Below are 17,145 nucleotides of genomic sequence, written 5' to 3' on the forward strand. Positions count from 1 at the left end.
CTCAATTCAAAAAATCCACCTCAAACATTGACGAATTTTTTCCCGGAAAGTGCCACTCATCTTCCAAAATTAGGATGCTTTCAGGAATGAAATTACCTCTTGACGCAGGTGGTTTGCTTGCTCTGTAAGCAAACCACCCACCTCACAGGTAAATTCCTAGGCAGAAATCCCCTTACACCTTCATAAATTCGGGTTTTGAGGGGGTAAATCGTTAGGCAGCTTCACCCCGCAACGATTCATGCAGGAAGTCTATTGCATAAAGATTTGTCAGGCGATCGCCAACTCCAGAGCCCCTAAAACCCCTGGGTCTGGCTCGTCAAAGCGTTAGGTTATGTCTAGTCATTCAACAATTTCGTACCGAACAACTTGCAATGCTTTCTACAAGGAGTGACAGCATAAAAGGTTAGATGCGTTCTCTTCATATAGTGCAATAATGTACTCGCGACTCGTGAAAATCGAACGGTTGCTTACGTCTCGATTAGCAATCCAGTCGTTGTAGCTCAAGCAAATTCCCTAAAAACAGATCATGGCCACACTCGAAGAAAATAAGCGCGTCTGGGATGGTAAATACAAATGGCCTCAGGGCGGAGACGAATGGTCAGCAGCCTGGGGTGGTGCTCGGATGCAATGGTATGGAACACTTCTACCCCGGATTCATGACTTTGTTCCTGCGGACTCTATCCTGGAAATTGCCTGTGGCTATGGACGCTGGACTCAGTTTTTAAAGGATCTCTGCAAAGAGTTAACAGTCGTTGATCTCTCGGCAAGCTGCGTCAAAGCGTGCAAAGAGCGATTTGCGGATGAGACCCACATTAAGTATTTCGTTAATAACGGTAAATCCCTCGACATGATTCCTGATGAGTCGATGGATTTTATTTTCAGCTTCGACTCCCTCGTGCATGCCGAGGCTCCCATTCTCAAGGGTTACGTTACTCAGTTGAAGCGTATCCTGAAGCCTACAGGGATTGCCTTTATCCACCACTCGAACCTGGGTGAATATCCAATTTATAGCCGCATTACTCCCTTCTCCAAAACCCATAAAATTCTGGCCAAGCTGGGGGTGATGGAAGAAAACATCCATTGGCGTGAAGGGGGCGTAACCGCAGCAGACGTTGCGGCTCATGCAGATGCTAACGGCTTGCGGTGCATCAGCCAGGAAATCGTGAACTGGGGTACAAAGAAAGCACTGATCGATTGCTTTTCGGTGATCGTGCGTCAAGATTCTCCCCATTGCCATGACACCGAAGTCATTCGCAACCCTCGAATGATGGAAGAGGCTGATACCTTACTGAAGTTGTCGAAGCTATACGAGCCCAATACAGCCCGTTAAACTTCAAACAATTAAAGCGCTGTGCAGGTTGATTAAGTACGGTGGTGTGGGGCACTTCGTGCCCCACACCACCGCTTCTGTACTTAACGCACTTGCACATTGCTATATCGAGCGGGGAGCTGAATTCTTCCCGCTCGATTGCTTTAAATATCACCTTCTCCTTCAAAAAGCGTGCGCAGGGGTTGGGCGTTAATCTGGCAGGTTTCGCTCAGGTAGCGCGACAAAATATCTGATTGACCGTGGGTGACGTAAACAGTTTTGGCTTCTGTTTGCTGAACCGTCGCAATGAGACTGGGCCAATCGGCGTGATCGGATAGAACAAAGCCGCGCTCGTAACCGCGACGGCGACGGGCACCCCGTACGGCCATCCAGCCTGATGCAAAAGCGGTTTGAGGGTGTTGAAAGCGTTTCATCCAAGCTGAACGATGGGCTGAAGGAGGAGCCAGAATTAAATCCCCCTTAAAGCGATAGTCGCGAGGCATCGCTGAAACGGGAGTGGTTGGGGCCATTTCAACGCCAACTTCACGATAGATTTCAGTTAAGGCGTGAATTGCGCCGTGGACGTAGATAGGGCGATTGTCTCCGCTGTCCGTCTGAAAGTTGCTCAATCTCTGCAACTCTCCCAGCACCCGCTGAGCCTTACCAAAGGCGTAACAGAAAAGAATTGAGGGGCGATCGCTATCCCCTTGCCACCAATCATAAATTTGCTGGGCAACCTCTGCTCCCGTTTGCCAATGGTAGATGGGTAAACCAAAGGTAGCCTCCGTAATAAAGGTGTCACAGGGAACCACTTCAAACGGGTCACAGGTTGGATCGGCGCAACGTTTATAGTCACCTGAAATGACCCAAACTTCCTCCTTCGATTCCACTCGGAGCTGGGCTGATCCCAGTACATGCCCGGCAGAGTGGAACGATACCCAGACATCTCCCAATTTTAGTTTTTCTCCATATTCGACCCCCTGAAGGTTGGTGCGATCGCCCAACCGCTTGCGCAAAATCCCCTCAGATATATGGGTGGCAAAGTACTGCTGCGAACCTGAGCGAGCATGGTCGGAGTGGGCGTGGGTAATGAGAGCCCGTTCCACCGGACGCCAGGGATCAATATAGAAGCCGCCCTTCTCGCAATACAGCCCCTGAGCTTGAACTGAAATGAGGGACATTGGCTAGCTCCTTTCAGCAGATGGCTGTGTTTAAAGGTTGTTTGAAAGGTTGATCCGTCTATGCAGACGGATTAACCTTTCAAACAACCTCTTAGGATCTTAGACTGAATTGAAATTCTGTAAGCTGAGGAGCTGACAAGCCAGGTTCTTAGCTCAAGAAACCCGAAAAATTTATAGCTTGATAGCCCACTCCCAGAAGAAGAGAAGGCGGATGCAAAACATCCACCTTCTCTAGTTGTTGCTAACAATAAATTATGGAGCGATCGCCTGCACTCTTCCAAATAGGTAAGACGCTCATTCTACAAAGGTTTGAGTTAATCTCTCTAACAGCCTAAAGACTCCCGAGTATCAACACCTGTAGTGGGATTTGTACCGCTGGCCGTTTTACAAAGATGGGAAACCTGCTCACGATCGATTACGGCGAAGCTAAAATCGGCCCCGGTAACGTTGGCATCCTTGAAATTTGATTTCAACATCATGGCAGAGGTGAAAATGGCGTCTGTTAAATCGGCCTCGGCCAGGTTCGTAATGTAGGCAATGCCATCGCTAAAGTTAATACCATGCAGATTGGCCCCTCGCAAATTGGCCCCGTTGAATACAGCGCCTGTCAAATCAGCATTGCTGAAATCAACCCCTTGTAATTTGGCATCACTAAATTCGGCCCGTACCAGGTTCTGGCCCGAGTAGTTCTGCGTGGTGGGCTGTACGTCGTCATAAGCGCGAATTGCTGCAGAACTGGCAGCATCTGCTGGAGCTACAAACCCACTAAGGCTCACCATCAGAGCCATGAAGATTCCAAAGAAAATGCGAAGTAAACCCATAATGGTGTGAACGAACGGGGATGACATCATTACAAACGTTAACATTTTTGAATGTCACTTTCGCTCAGGATTTAAATCCAGCGGCAACTCTCGCCATATCGAGCAACCCCAGTCGATCGAAAACGAGTGTTTTGGGTGTACTTTGCACACCCAAAACGCCTAAAAATAGAGAGGAAAGTGGCGCTTTGCGCCACTTTCCTCTCTATTTTTGAGCATATTTGCACTCTACTAAGCCTGAGGTTAGGTTAGGAGCATTTTCAAATGCCGTACGTCACGCAGCATTTAAAAATGCACTTCAACCCTCTCACATACCTTGCCAGGTTGAAAGAGTAATAGCTGTCGCTAAAGTTGCTCAGTATGTAAAGCAGGATGTGTTTTCGAAGAGCCTTGTGGAGCGCTATCTTCCCAACACACACCCTGCTTTACATACTGAGCAACTTCTTTATCGTTATTAATGCAGCTACTAGAACGGGTTCCAGCTGCGGCGCTGGGGGCGTTCACAAAACCGCCGATTAAACCAGGTTAGAAACTCTTCATCAGAACGTAATCGGACGGTATGGCCTGTGCTGGGGTCGTAAATCATACAGCAGGGTTGGCCGTTGCGATCGTACGTTTGCCAGATTGCCGGCTTGTCACCCTGCAAAAGGCGGCAGGTGAGCGATCGCCGAACTCGACGTATCCATTGCTGGACAGGAGGGAGATCGGAATCATCCTGTTCCCAAAGCCATTCCGGGATAAGTTCTAGTTTCTTATATTGAACCCATTGGGGTCGCATAAGGGGGAGCCTCCTATAAAGCAATGTGGGGATTAAGTCGTATGGGCCGCTCTATAGTGAAAGTTCACCAGACACAGCCTTTATTACGCACGTAGGACTAAATCTCATCAAAAACTTTTATGATGAGAGGGTCGTAAAGTTTTGTAAATCATGCACGGCTCGTTAACCTTGCAAGAAAAAGTTGTCGTCGTTGTAGGCGCGACGGGGGGCATTGGTACAGCTCTGTGTCAGAAACTAGTTCCGACGGGAGCAAAATTAGTGCTGGCGGCAAGGCAGAGCGATCGACTGACGTCCCTTTCCCAGACCTTGACAGCCATGGGAGCGCAAGACGTTCAGGTGCTTCCCACTGATATCACCGATCCTCTTCAGCCTAACGCACTCATGAAAAAAGCTGTGGATCAGTTCGGTCGGGTAGATGCCCTGGTAAATACCGCCGGAGCCGCTATTTTGAAGCAATACAGCAAGCTTGGGCCGTCTGATTGGGATGCCATGTTGGATCTCAATCTAAAGGGGTGTTTTTATACGTCACAAGCAGCTGTAGAGGTCATGAAGGAGCAAAAATCTGGGCACATCTGCAATGTGGTAGGTATTTTAGGAAAACACTCCATGATTACTGGAGCGGCCTACTGTGCCTCGAAATTTGGGGTTGTTGGCTTCAGCAAATGTATGGCTGAGGAGGTGAAACGGTATGGCATTAAGTTCACCTTGTTCTACTTCGGCGGTATTGATTCTCCTTTCTGGGACACAGCTGGCTTAAAGGTCGATCGCAGCAAGCTGTTGCGACCCGAAACTGCCGCCAATGCAATTCTCTTTGCCCTATCCCAAGAGCCTCAGGCGATTCCTGCAGAAATTAACATTCAGCCTGAAAGCCACCAGTTCTTCTAAACATTGATTGCCTTGGGCAATCTGGCAGAATAGTTCATTTATAAAAAGCTGCGCGAAGCGCAGCTTTTTATAAATGAACTATTCTGCCCTCATAGCACTATGGTGCTATCAATTCAGCCATTCGTGGTCAGAAAGGACTAATTGAAGGCGCATAGCCCTCTAAATCTCTGAGTGAAGGACGGGCCTTGTTTCCAAGTTCCCCAGCAAAGAGATTTTGCAAGGGAGGCGTTAGATCACTACGCATCCGTGGGGTTCAAATTAGGCCGGATGTTGTTGCACAAAACCTTAAACCAGTGATTAGGAAAGCAAGGTTATCTGCCCCGTAGTGCCATCGATCCGCACTTGCTGACCATTACGCAGCCGCTGGGTAGCTTGTTCGACATTCATCACGGCCGGGATACGATACTCCCGAGCCACGATCGCCCCATGGGAGAGTTGCCCGCCTACATCCGCGATCAATCCACCCACCCGTGCGAGTACGGGAGACCAGCCAGCATCCGTGAAGGGCACTACCAATACCGTTTGGGCATCGAGGGGCGGGATTTGTTCCAGGTTTTTAAGAATGACCACAGTGCCCTCCATCTGGCCAGGACTGGCTCCAATACCACGCAGTTGCCCAGAAGGGGGAAGTTGGGTAATGAGTGTCGGGAAGAACTCAGGTGGGTCATTGCCGTAGACCAGAGTGGGCACGTGAGGTTGTGCGCGATCGCGCTCCCACCGTTCTCGTCGGGTTTCAATCCGTTGAGAAATAGAGGTTTTCAAACCTACCGGATTTTCAGCAATTAACTGGCGAATTTCACTCAATTCCAGAAAAAATAGGTCTCCTGCTTGCGTTAACAAGCCTGACTTCACCCATTGTTCTTCCAAGGCTAAAAAGCTCCAGCGCAGTTCGGCCAGCAGACGATTGTAAACTTCTGCAACACGGCCCTTCAAATCCAGGCGACGCTGCAATTCGCTACTCTTCCGATGGGCAGAGGGGCTATCTAACTCCTCAGACGGATTTTGCAAAAACTGTAACAACAACGACTGAACGGCCTGAGGATCTTCGCGCCATCGAGGAATGGCTATATCTGTTGCGACCGAGCCCAAGTAACCATACTGGACGAGAAAAGCATTAAATTCTTGCCTAATGGCTTCGGCTTCGGGGGCCTGACGCAAATACTCCAGCAGTTGGCTTGGATCCTGTAGCAAGGCATCCGCTGGAAGGATATGGCGAGCTTTAGCGGCGATCGCCCGCAGTGTTCGGGTAGCTGCGACATCCGGCTGCCGGGAATTATCGAGATGGGATGGGTCCGTTTTACCGATAGCCTGCCGTACTGCTACCCCTAAAGGAGCCAGGATGTTGTAGTAGGTCACGCGTTCCAGCACCGTGAGAATGGTTTCGATCCGGGCCAGTAAAGCTTCCGGATCAAGCCGCTGGGGCATCTGCGTAGTCAGGGTGTCCAGAGTAGGTTGGAAGGTGGTGCGATCGTCTTTCTCAAACGCCTTCACCAGCCCATTCTCACGGCCTACCAGCCGGAGTAAACCCGGTATATTGCCCAACGTTGAGCGGATCGGAGGTTTGCTAAACTTCGCGCCTCGGGTGAGAGATTCCAGGCTTTCCGGGGGCAAACCCATGCGTAAGAAAATATCGCCCAATAGCGTGGCATTGAAGTAGGCCGCAGAGTTGTGAAGCGTGGCTGTTTCGGTGAAATCGAGGTTGTGGGTGCGATCGCCCAACACTATGGTAAAAATTTGCCCCCACACACCACAGGTGAGCGGTCGATTAATCGACCAGGTCAGCGGGTGAATGAAGCCGGGGATAACCTCAGCCGCAATTTTCCGAGTCCAGATCGGGAGGAGTGTGGTGATGGGGCGAGACTGCAACAACCACAAAATCTGCCCGTCATAGCTCCATTCAATGTCCTGAGGAATCCCATAAAAGCGCCGCTCCAAATGCCGCGCCAGGTAAGCCACCTGTTGAATTAATCGGGGCGGGATGTTGCCCTGGCCCTCAATATCCAGAGTGAGGGTATCGGGTAGCTGCCAATCTCCCTGTAAAACGTCATCCGTCAGCCAAACTTTGTACTGTTCAGGGGTCACGCGGCCAGATACTACCTGGCTGGCTCCTCCCGGAAGCGCCTCAATTACCACCGCATCCCCCTGACGAGCAATGGGATCCCGACTAAAGGCTACCCCCGAAAAAACGCCCTGAACCTGCTGTTGCACTAAAACCGCCATCCCTTCCTCAAGAACTCCCTGTCGCTGTCGATATTGCACCGCAGCGGGTAGGTTATAGGAGCCCTGGCAACGAAGGATGGCCTGCTCCAAGGCGGGTTGACTGGTAATATCCAAAAACGATTCGTACTGTCCAGCAGCAGACGCTGCGATCGAGTCTTCACCCAGGGCAGAGGATCGCACCACTAAAGGCGCTTCAGGGGAAGGGTGGGCTGTTTGTAGAAGTGGTGCAGGGTCATCGCCTGGGGGTAGCACCCATCCCGGTGGCACAGGATAACCCCAGGCTTTTAGGGTAGAAAGAGTAGCGGCTTTAGCTCCGACTTTAGCCGCCTCCAGACGATAATCGAGGGAAATGAGCGCGCGATCGCCCCGAAAAAATTTGAACATCCGCTTAGACTCCGACTCCGCTGCACTTGCCGATAGATCCAGATCGTCCGGAATGGTTCGATAAATCAGAGCCATGACCAGGCTCAGACTCGTTACTGCCATAACCCTTACGCCATCATGAGGATGCCGTAAAGCGGTCAAAATGGGCAAGAGCACCAGAATGCTATATTTTCCGGTTTGCCGTTCTCGCAAAATTGTAAAGCTCACTCCACCAATCAGAGCCGTTAGTGCTGCAGTTACCCAATCATGAGCAATAAAGCCCCAGGTTACATTCGTGGTTCCTGCTCCTCGGCCAAAGAAGTAGCGTCCAAGTACCAGCAAAATCAGAGCCACGATTTCCAGAGATGGCTCTGTGGGAAATTGCCACCGGGCGTAGGCAACCACCGCAAGCCCCTTAATGGCCTCTGACAATACCGCCAGAATGCCCGCCACCTTGCCGCCATGGTAAAAAGCTGCCGATACCGTTACATTGCCCGTACCCAATTCTCGCAACTGCTTACGGGCAACCACTCGGGTTATCCAGGCAATCAGCGGTAGCCCGCCCACAATCGGACATCCCACCAAAAGAATGAGCACCGCCCACCAGGTTGGCAATGTCATGGCTCAGCTCCCTGTAACTCGCCGTGTCTAGTTTTCAGGGTATTTCAAAACTTCGATATGTGATACGAACTTCGCATGTTGTATAACCTCAATTCGGGATAAGCTCAAAAGCCCATTTTGTAGTGCGCTTCACGCACTACAAAATGGGCTTTTTCGAGGGGCGCTTTGCGTGCCCCTCGAAAAAGCCCTTAACCCGAACTCAGAGCCGTCTGTGAGGACAAAAAAGAGAGGGGGCCGTTGCCCCCTCTTTTTAAGAAGGATTAAGGTTGTGCTGAAGCCGTGGGACGTTGAAATGTCCCTGCAATGTCTTGCTCCAAAATTTCCAGGGCTCGGGAGTACTGAGGATCATCAGGCGTTCCAATCTGGTTCTGATTACGGCTCAAAGCCTCTCGCTGCTCCTCTGTCAACTCAATAGTGACATCGGGGGCAATGCCTTCATGGTTAATATCACGACCACTGGGAGTGAGGTACTTCGCCACGGTAATAGCAATTCCAGAACCGTCTCCCAAACCCCGTACTGATTGCACTAGCCCTTTACCGAAGGTTTGAGTCCCCACCAAAATAGCTCGATCGTTGTCCTGTAGGGCTCCGGAGAGAATTTCACTGGCACTTGCAGAACCACCATCCACCAAGATTACGAGAGGTTTATCGGTTATAGCTGTGCCGTTCGCTTGCTGAGAATCGGAAATTCCCTGGCGATTCACAGTTGAGACAATGACACCCTCATTCAGCCACATCCGAGCAATGGAGATACTGGCATCTAGGAGACCACCAGGGTTGGAGCGCAGATCCAGAACGTAACCTGAAACATTTTTGCCTTCCAGATCACGAATTGCTGTTTCCATTTCCTCATCGGAGTTGGCGCTGAACTGATTCAGACGAATGTAACCAACGGGGCCAGAGGGAGAATTTTGGACGTTGTAGCGCACCGGGTGGATTTCAATCCGGGTTCGACGCAGCTCGTAGTTGAGTTCCTCTTCGCCTCGACGGACGCTGAGGGTAACGCTAGACCCTACAGGCCCCCGAATCCGAGAAACCGCATCATTAACATCCATGCCCTCCGTGCTTTCGCCATCGATGGCTGTAATAACGTCCTGAGAGAGAATACCGGCTTCTGCAGCAGGGGTTCCCTCGATGGGGGATACAACAACAATATTCTTCGTTTCTTCGTCCTGGCTGATTTGGATACCAACCCCAGTCAGCTCACCGGAAGTATCGATTTGCATATCCCGGAATTCCCCAGGATCCATGAAGCGAGTGTAGGGGTCTTCCAGCTTCTCCAGCATCTCACGGATGGCAGTGTAAGCCTCTTCCCGATCCGTGTATTCACGGCCTAAATACTCCTCCCGAATCGAAACCCAGTCTACCTGGTTAAAAGTGGCATCGACATAGGTGCGATCAATCAGCTGCCAGACTTCGTCAATCAGCTCTTTCGGGCTTTCTTGAAAAAATGCTTGCCCCCGTGACAAGTGCAGCCCCGCATTGGTGACGGTCACTGCGGTGACGGCGACTGCCGTTGCGCCTAAGACAAGTCCGCGCTTGGTGATTGCCATAGTGTTCCTAAATGATGATGTTGCTAGGAGGTACGCCCAATCTAGCACAGACCTTGGCTAGGGGTGAGGGGGGATAGGGCAGAAGGATAGAAGGCAGAAGGCAGAAGGGAAAACAGGGTCAAGGAAGAAAAAATTAGAGCCTCCCTAATGCTGTTTTTATAAACAACAAGGGCAGTCATACATCAGGAAGTTCCTTCTGCTTTCTGCCCTCCGTTTCTTACCTTTTCTACCTTTTCTTCTTGTACCTTAAGGCTCTACCCAACGACCGTCAGCTTTAATCAAATTAATCAACTCCTGCACGCCTTCTGTTTCTGGAACGCGCTTGATTTCTTCGCGGCCACGATACAGGGAAATGTAGCCAAGTTGTTTGCCCACATATCCATAGTCAGCGTCGGCCATTTCACCAGGACCATTCACAATGCAGCCCATGACGGCAATGTTCAGCCCAGTCAGGTGATTGGTGGCTTCTCGTACTTTGTGGAGGACTTCTTCAAGGTTGAAGAGGGTACGTCCGCAGGAAGGGCAGGCAACATACTCAACCATGGTACGCCGCAGGCCCAGCGCTTGCAGAATGCTATAGCAAACAGGAATCTCTTTTTCAGGAGCTTCTGTCAAAGAAACGCGAATAGTGTCGCCAATGCCCTCAGCTAGCAGGGTTCCAATGCCAGCCGTGGATTTGATCCGGCCATATTCACCATCTCCAGCTTCCGTTACCCCAAGGTGAAGGGGATAGTCCATCCCCAGTTCATCCATCCGCTTCACCATCAGGCGGTTTGCCGCGATCATGACGGGTACGCGGGAAGCCTTGAGGGAAAGTTCAATGTTGTAGAAGTTGAGAGATTCGCAGATGCGAATAAATTCCAGGGCTGATTCCACCATGCCTTCGGGTGTGTCGCCGTAGGTGAAGAGCATCCGCTCAGCCAAAGAGCCGTGGTTCACCCCAATCCGCATGGATTTGTTTTGGTCACGTAGTTTGACGACCAGGGGTTCGAGGGTTTCGCGAATTTTTTCGCCGATTTCGTTAAATTCGGCTTCGGTGTATTCGGTGCGATCGCTCTTCGGCTTCTCAAACACATACAGACCGGGGTTGATCCGCACGTTATCGACATAGTTTGCCACTTCCAGGGCGATCTTCATGCCGTTGTGGTGCACGTCGGCCACTAGAGGCACGGGTTTGTAGGTTTTGATGAGGCGATCGCGAATTTCTTCCATGGCCTTAGCGTGAGCCATGCTGGGTACCGTTACCCGCACGATTTCACAGCCAATCTCATGCAGCCGTCGGATGGCCGCTACCGACCCCTCAATATCCAGCGTGTCTTCATTAATCATGGACTGTACCGCCACAGGATACCCGCCGCCGATGAAGAGATCCCCTACAGGGACGGCGCGAGTCTTACGGCGAACAATTGAGGTGTCAACTCCCGTCGTTTCGGGGGTGGCGTTAGCAGGCGGGTTAGAAAGCGTTTGCATACCCTGGGCTATTTCAGGAGATGGAGGACAACTACCGTAACTTTCGTTACTCATGTTCCAGAGTGCCACAGATTGGACGCATTCGGTGCAATTGGTATGCTGGATCAGCAATTCTCATTTTGAAATTAGGCCCGAAAACCGCGCGCCAGAGGCGCGCGGTTTTCGAGCATCAAAGCCGAGAATTGCTGAAGCTGGATGACCTTGAAGATTATTTAACCTGAGTTCGGGTTAAGGGCGTTTTCGAGTGCCGCGCGTTGCGCGGCACTCGAAAACGCTCATTTTGGCGTGCGCAAAGCGTACGCCAAAATGAGCACTTCAGCTTATCCCGAACTGAGGTTATTTATGGGCAGCCAAAGCTTGCTCAACATGGTCAATACCAGAAGTCGCAGTTCTTGAAGAACTGCGACTTCTAGCCCAGAATATGAGTGAAGAAACGTTACTCAATGTTGATAGAAGTAGGGCCGCTACCGCTGCCCGCAGCGGGTGTCGCGGATGCTTTTCGAACACTGGCGTACAGAGAATCTCGCCATTTAAAGAAAGGTTCAAAAGTACCTACATCTGCAATTCCAGGAACGCCTTTCCCTTTTAAGCCATCGGGTAAATCTAAATAGTCGCCGCTGGGAAATTTGACGTACATCGTGAGAGCCGCTACGGCGAAGTCTGCCAGGGTGGGATGGTCTGTGACCAGGAAGGGTTGCTGATCCAGGATGAAACAGAGGGCTGTTAAGTCGCGCTTCATAGCATCCAACGCCGTTTTTGAGGCATCGGGCGACAGGCCAGCACCTAATCCGAGCACCCCAAATACTTCATTGGGCACAGAACCCAGTACAGTTTTCAGAAGATCAGGAGTTTCCTTGGGTAGGAACGCTTGCCGAAAACTGACATCCTTACCCATAGCGCCCAACATGCATTTGCGGGCGTTGAGACCGACAGATTCGTCGGCCCACTGTTCCATCAAGATGGTCAGCCCCCGAAGTTTAGGCTCGGTGGGGATGATCGGGCGATCGGGATACTTACGTTCCAGGTACTCGGCGATCGCCGTCGAATCTGCAATTACTTCGGACCCATCTTTCAGCACGGGCACCTGCCGCTGCCCTGACATCCGAAATACCTCCAGTTGCCCGATGCCCGGTGTCACTTCTACTTTGCGATAGGGCAGACCCTTGTAATCCAGGATCAAGCGGATTTTTTCGCAATAGTGCGACAGTTCAAATTGATAGAGTTCCAACATGTTTGGTCTCCGTAAGCAACAGGAAGCCGGGAATAGCCAATGAATTTTCAGGAGATGGATGAAAGCTCCTGGAAGGAGAACTTTTCATGGATACACCCATAAAAAATTGACTTTCAAACACCGTGAAAGGCCAATCCAGGATTCAGTCTACTGAATGTTTTTCAAGAAACCCAGCTATATACCTGACATTCTGAGCCTTTTCCAAAGAATTCTTCCCTTGGAAAGGTTTTTTATGAGGCACTCCAATTAATCAGCTGCTGATCTTTTCTATAGCAGCTAAAGTGCCGTGCGATAGGCGGCACTTTAGCTATTTTGAGGTTCTGATTAGCTGGCTTCCACTTCGGCGATCGCCATCCGCGTCTTCAGCACAGAATCCGGGTTCAAGCTGATGGAATCGATGCCCAATTCCACCAGGAATTTGGCGAAATCAGGATAGTCACTCGGCCCCTGTCCACAGATACCGACCTTACGGCCATTGGCTTTGGCTCGTTCAATCAGGTGCTTGACCATACGCTTCACGGCTGGATTGCGCTCATCAAATAGGTGGGCGACCAGGCCAGAGTCGCGATCCAAACCGAGGGTTAGTTGAGTCAAGTCATTCGAACCGATAGAGAAGCCGTCAAAGATTTCACTAAACTCATCGGCCAGCATGATGTTGCTAGGCAGCTCTGCCATGACATAGATCTGCAAGCCGTTTTCGCCCCGCTGCAAACCGTGAACGGCCATTTCCTCAAGCACTTTCCGCCCTTCCTCTGGGGTGCGGCAGAAGGGAATCATGGGAATGACGTTGCGCAGGCCCATTTCATCCCGGACCCGCTTCAGGGCGCGGCATTCTAGCCCAAAGGCTTCGCGGTAATTGGGGTCGTAGTACCGAGATGCACCGCGCCATCCAATCATCGGGTTTTCTTCTTCGGGTTCGAACTCGCGACCGCCGAGTAAGTTAGCGTACTCGTTGCTCTTGAAGTCAGAGGTACGCACAATAACTGGATTGGGATAGAACGCAGCGGCTAAGGTTGCGATGCCTTGAACCAAGCCATCAACAAAGTAGTCCGGTTTGTTGGGATAGAGATGCGTTAACTGGGCAATTTTTTCCTTCGCTTCGGCATCTTTCAGATCATCAAAATGGAGGAGCGCGAGGGGATGTACCTGGAGTTGATTTGTGATGATGAATTCGGTACGAGCCAGGCCAACCCCGTCACTAGGGATGGATGCCAGGCGAAATGCCTCTTTGGGTTTCCCCACATTCATCAGAATTTTGGTGCGCGTTTGTGGCAAATTGTCGAGGGCTAGCTCATCCACCTCAAAGGGAATGGTGCCCTCATAGATTCGACCTTCATCCCCCTCAGCGCAGGAAACGGTGATGGCTTGACCTGTGCTAAGAACATCTGTTGCTGTGTTGCAACCAACGATCGCTGGAATTCCCAACTCTCTGGCAATAATTGCAGCGTGACAGGTACGACCTCCCTGGTCAGTAACGATCGCCCCCGCCTTCTTCAAAATGGGTTCCCAATCTGGGTCAGTGCGCTCTGTTACCAACACTTCACCGGCTTGGAAGGTGTCAAGTTCGCTCAAGTTGCGAATGACGCGAACCGTGCCCTGTCCGATGCGATCGCCTACAGCCCGCCCGGTTGCCAACGGTTTCAGCCCGTGGGATGCCGCCTTCTTCGGCCCCTCCGCCTCGGGCTTCAGGTGGTAGCTGCGCAGAACGTTCGCCTGCTTCTGCGATTGCACCGTTTCGGGGCGTGCTTGTACTACAAACAGTTCGCCGGTTTGCCCATCCTTGGCCCACTCCACATCCATTGGGGTGGGACGACCCATAATTTCGGAGTAGTAATCTTCAAGGGTGCAGGCCCAACGCGCCAGTTGGATGATTTCGTCACGATTCAGGGCGAAGCGATCGCGATCCTCATCAGATACTTCCTCCGTTCGAGTCCGGCCCTCTTCCGCAGAGGTTGCATAGACCATCCTCTTAGCTTTGCTACCCAGGCGCTTCGACAGGATGGGGTCAAATCCTTCTTTCAACGTAGGTTTGAAAACAATATATTCATCGGGGTTGACAGAACCTTGAACAACGGATTCTCCTAACCCGTAGGCTGCGGTGAGCAACACGGCATTTTGAAATCCTGTTTCCGTATCAATGGAGAACATTACCCCCGCCGAAGCCAGGTCTGAGCGCACCATGCGCTGCACACCAACGGAAATAGATACATCAAAGTGATCGAAACCTTTGTGGGTGCGATAGGCGATCGCCCGATCATTAAATAGCGAAGCAAAACACTGATGGCAGGTTTCCAGCACTGCATCGACACCATTCACATTTAGATAGGTGTCCTGTTGCCCTGCAAAGCTGGCATCGGGTAAGTCTTCTGCGGTGGCACTGGAGCGTACAGCTACCGAAATTGCTTCCCCGGCTTCAGCGCAAAGGCGTTCGTAAGACTGAATGATGGCCTGCCGCAAATCGTCGGGAAAGGGGGTTTCGAGGATGAGCGATCGCATCTTTTGCCCCTGCCGCTGGAGCACCTCAACATTATCCACGTCCATACCATCGAGCATTCCCCTCAGTTGAGGTTCCACGCCGGCAGATTTAAGGAAGTGACGATAGGCCGCTGCAGTAATGGCAAATCCATTGGTCACTTTAACGCCTCGGGATGCCAACCGACTAATCATTTCTCCCAGTGATGCATTTTTTCCTCCTACCAGGGCGACATCTCCCATCCCCACTTCATGGAACCAAAGCACCAAAGCCTGTTCCCGATTAATCGACAGAGTGGGTCGGTCTGTATCTGGCATAAAGTACCCTCCAAAATATGGCCGGTAAAAAGTGTGGTTTTAAAGTGCGTTAAGCTTCGCGATTTTGTTGCGAATCGCGTTCCTATTTCTATGCTAACGATCGTTTTTCTCCCTGCCACAAATGCGGTAAGTAGCAAACCCTTTCCAGGCCAGCCCTCTATGCCGCAGGGAAGAGGGAACTCATCATAAAAATTGACAAAACGCATTTAAGGATCAAGGTAAACAGCTTAAGATCCGATTACTTAGCGTCGTGCTACTGGGTGATTTCAGGGCTAGGGATAGGTGATTCTGGAAAGGGTGATCACCAAGAGCTAGCTCTACCGTTGCTGTCAAACTGGAACGGTTTGAATAGCGTACCTAAATCATTGTGTTGCGCTCAAAAAGACTAGACGCCCGGTGTTTTTAGAAACACCGGGCGTCTACTACAACATGCATCACTGATCTTCAAATTTAAAGTCTGATGGTGAAAGGTCGAACTCATGAATCAGGTTGTTCAGCGATCGCCCTCAATTTCATCAAGATAGCGGCAAAGCATTCCACATCTTCAGGAGGGATGGCCGTAGCAAAATAGGTTGCGATGCCCTCGGCGTAGATCTCCCACATACGCTCTTGCATGGCAATCCCCTCCTCCGTAAGAACGGCGTAGATGCCACGGCGATCGTTGGGACACGCTTTTCGGATGAGAAGCCCCGCTCGCTCCAGGCGATCGACCAGGCGCGTAAGATTGCTGCGAGTCAGGAGCACTTCTTCAGCTAACTCACTCAGGCGCATACGGTGCTCAGGCGCTTCTTTAAGGGTGTAAAGAACGTCGTACCATTCCAACGACGGTAAGCCCGCCTCATCCATTCGTTGTTGAATTCGTTCCAAAACACGGGTGTGGGCGGTTAAATACTGCCGCCAGAGGGTGTTGTACCGGGGTTCCAGGGAAGTTGAAGTTTTCATAGCTCTAGTATCTCTGAAAATTAGTTGCATTTTCAACTAAAGGATGTTAACTTCATTTTAGTTGCAAATGCAATTAATGCAAGCGCAACTAAACCACCTGCAACTATCAATGCAGTGAACCCAACCCTAAGGACAGTAAGTGCTTTCGGGCTTAGCCGTCCACCAACCTCAACCATTTCATCTGGAGACTTATGACTATGACTACGCAAGTTGCCACTAATTTCGACCTCAAAACCGCTTTCGAAGACATCAAGCAACTCGTGTTTCAAGGCAAAGCCATGGAAGCCTTCGAAACTTACTACGGTGACGATGTGGTGATGCAGGAAAACGAACAGCCTGCCACCGTTGGTAAAGATGCAAACCGCCAGCGGGAATTGGACTTCTTTAGCAAAGTGACCGAATTTCGAGGTATTGCCCTAAAGCAAGTGGCCTTTGGTGACAATGTCATCATCTCGGAATGGTCACTAGACTATACCCATGCAGATTGGGGCGATCGCACCTACGACCAGGTTTCCGTCCAGGTATGGCAAGACGGAAAAGTGGTTCATGAACGCTTCTACTACGGTGCATAGAAAATCTAGCCCTGTTGAATTTTGCGTGAGTTCACCTCACGCAAAATTCAGTCCTTCATCATTTGGAGCCACTTATGCCTGTCGATCTGCCCACTCTCAAGGTCATCAGCCACACGCTTTGCCCCTACGTTCAACGCTCGATCATCACCCTGCTTGAGAAGCAAATTCCCCATGAACGGGAATATATTGATCTGTCAAACAAGCCCGATTGGTTCCTGAAAATTTCACCTCTGGGTCGAGTACCTATCTTGCTAGTGGGTCATCTGGCGTGAGTATTGCCATTTCAGGTGGAGCATTTCAGGCCACCAAGGACTGGGTTACAGCCCCAGACCCTCCTAATCGATGCTTAGGTCGTTTAGATCGCGCTCGTTGTCGTCGTGCCGCTCGCTTGCCACCCCACTCAAACGGTGTT

Annotated in this window: 12 protein-coding genes and 1 pseudogene; 4 read left to right on the plus strand and 9 right to left on the minus strand. The window is 50.9% G+C overall.

Features of this window, described 5'->3' with window-relative positions:
- Positions 1–526 precede the first annotated feature (526 nt).
- A complete protein-coding gene (locus H6F91_RS25725) occupies positions 527–1,330 on the plus strand; it encodes a class I SAM-dependent methyltransferase (RefSeq protein ID WP_190770365.1) in 804 nt (267 codons plus the stop codon).
- Positions 1,331–1,473: 143 nt separating this feature from the next.
- On the opposite strand, the gene H6F91_RS25730 is transcribed toward H6F91_RS25725, so the two are convergent.
- The 3 genes from H6F91_RS25730 to H6F91_RS25740 all read right to left on the minus strand — a co-directional run bounded on the left by H6F91_RS25730 (position 1,474) and on the right by H6F91_RS25740 (position 4,086).
- Positions 1,474–2,490 carry a ligase-associated DNA damage response exonuclease gene (locus H6F91_RS25730; protein ID WP_190770366.1) on the minus strand — a complete coding sequence of 339 codons (1,017 nt, stop codon included), beginning with the start codon at positions 2,488–2,490 and terminating at the stop codon, positions 1,474–1,476.
- 323 nt (positions 2,491–2,813) lie between these two features.
- The gene (locus H6F91_RS25735) at positions 2,814–3,341 is read right to left on the minus strand and encodes a pentapeptide repeat-containing protein (RefSeq protein ID WP_242035989.1); all 528 of its coding nucleotides are present in this window, start codon (positions 3,339–3,341) and stop codon (positions 2,814–2,816) included.
- 433 nt (positions 3,342–3,774) lie between these two features.
- Positions 3,775–4,086 carry a hypothetical protein gene (locus tag H6F91_RS25740; RefSeq protein ID WP_190770367.1) on the minus strand — a complete coding sequence of 104 codons (312 nt, stop codon included), beginning with the start codon at positions 4,084–4,086 and terminating at the stop codon, positions 3,775–3,777.
- A 168-nt stretch (positions 4,087–4,254) separates the two neighbouring features.
- Between H6F91_RS25740 and H6F91_RS25745 the strand changes: the two genes are divergently transcribed.
- The gene (locus tag H6F91_RS25745; RefSeq protein WP_190770427.1) at positions 4,255–4,971 is read left to right on the plus strand and encodes an SDR family oxidoreductase; all 717 of its coding nucleotides are present in this window, start codon (positions 4,255–4,257) and stop codon (positions 4,969–4,971) included.
- A 297-nt stretch (positions 4,972–5,268) separates the two neighbouring features.
- On the opposite strand, the gene H6F91_RS25750 is transcribed toward H6F91_RS25745, so the two are convergent.
- The 6 genes from H6F91_RS25750 to H6F91_RS25775 all read right to left on the minus strand — a co-directional run bounded on the left by H6F91_RS25750 (position 5,269) and on the right by H6F91_RS25775 (position 16,161).
- On the minus strand, positions 5,269–8,175 hold the full coding sequence (locus H6F91_RS25750) for a glycerol-3-phosphate acyltransferase (RefSeq protein ID WP_190770368.1): 2,907 nt from the start codon (positions 8,173–8,175) through the stop codon (positions 5,269–5,271).
- Between the two features lie 260 nt (positions 8,176–8,435).
- A complete protein-coding gene (gene ctpC / locus H6F91_RS25755; RefSeq protein ID WP_190770369.1) occupies positions 8,436–9,728 on the minus strand; it encodes a carboxyl-terminal processing protease CtpC in 1,293 nt (430 codons plus the stop codon).
- Positions 9,729–9,974: 246 nt separating this feature from the next.
- The gene (ispG, locus tag H6F91_RS25760; RefSeq protein WP_190770428.1) at positions 9,975–11,198 is read right to left on the minus strand and encodes a (E)-4-hydroxy-3-methylbut-2-enyl-diphosphate synthase; all 1,224 of its coding nucleotides are present in this window, start codon (positions 11,196–11,198) and stop codon (positions 9,975–9,977) included.
- Between the two features lie 436 nt (positions 11,199–11,634).
- A complete protein-coding gene (locus H6F91_RS25765) occupies positions 11,635–12,429 on the minus strand; it encodes a glutathione S-transferase family protein (protein ID WP_190770370.1) in 795 nt (264 codons plus the stop codon).
- 324 nt (positions 12,430–12,753) lie between these two features.
- Complete coding sequence (gene ppsA, locus H6F91_RS25770) at positions 12,754–15,219, minus strand: phosphoenolpyruvate synthase (protein WP_190789543.1); 2,466 nt, start codon at positions 15,217–15,219, stop codon at positions 12,754–12,756.
- Between the two features lie 477 nt (positions 15,220–15,696).
- Positions 15,697–16,161, minus strand: coding sequence for a MarR family transcriptional regulator (locus H6F91_RS25775; protein WP_190770372.1), 465 nt, complete (start codon positions 16,159–16,161; stop codon positions 15,697–15,699).
- Between the two features lie 197 nt (positions 16,162–16,358).
- Between H6F91_RS25775 and H6F91_RS25780 the strand changes: the two genes are divergently transcribed.
- Entirely contained in the window at positions 16,359–16,733 is a 375-nt protein-coding gene (locus H6F91_RS25780; RefSeq protein ID WP_190770373.1) for a nuclear transport factor 2 family protein, read from the plus strand.
- Between the two features lie 74 nt (positions 16,734–16,807).
- A pseudogene (locus tag H6F91_RS25785) lies at positions 16,808–16,990 on the plus strand (glutathione S-transferase N-terminal domain-containing protein); the annotation flags it as partial.
- Positions 16,991–17,145 lie beyond the last annotated feature (155 nt).

The sequence above is a fragment of the Leptolyngbya sp. FACHB-8 genome (assembly GCF_014695575.1).
Lineage (GTDB): Bacteria > Cyanobacteriota > Cyanobacteriia > Elainellales > Elainellaceae > Vacuolonema.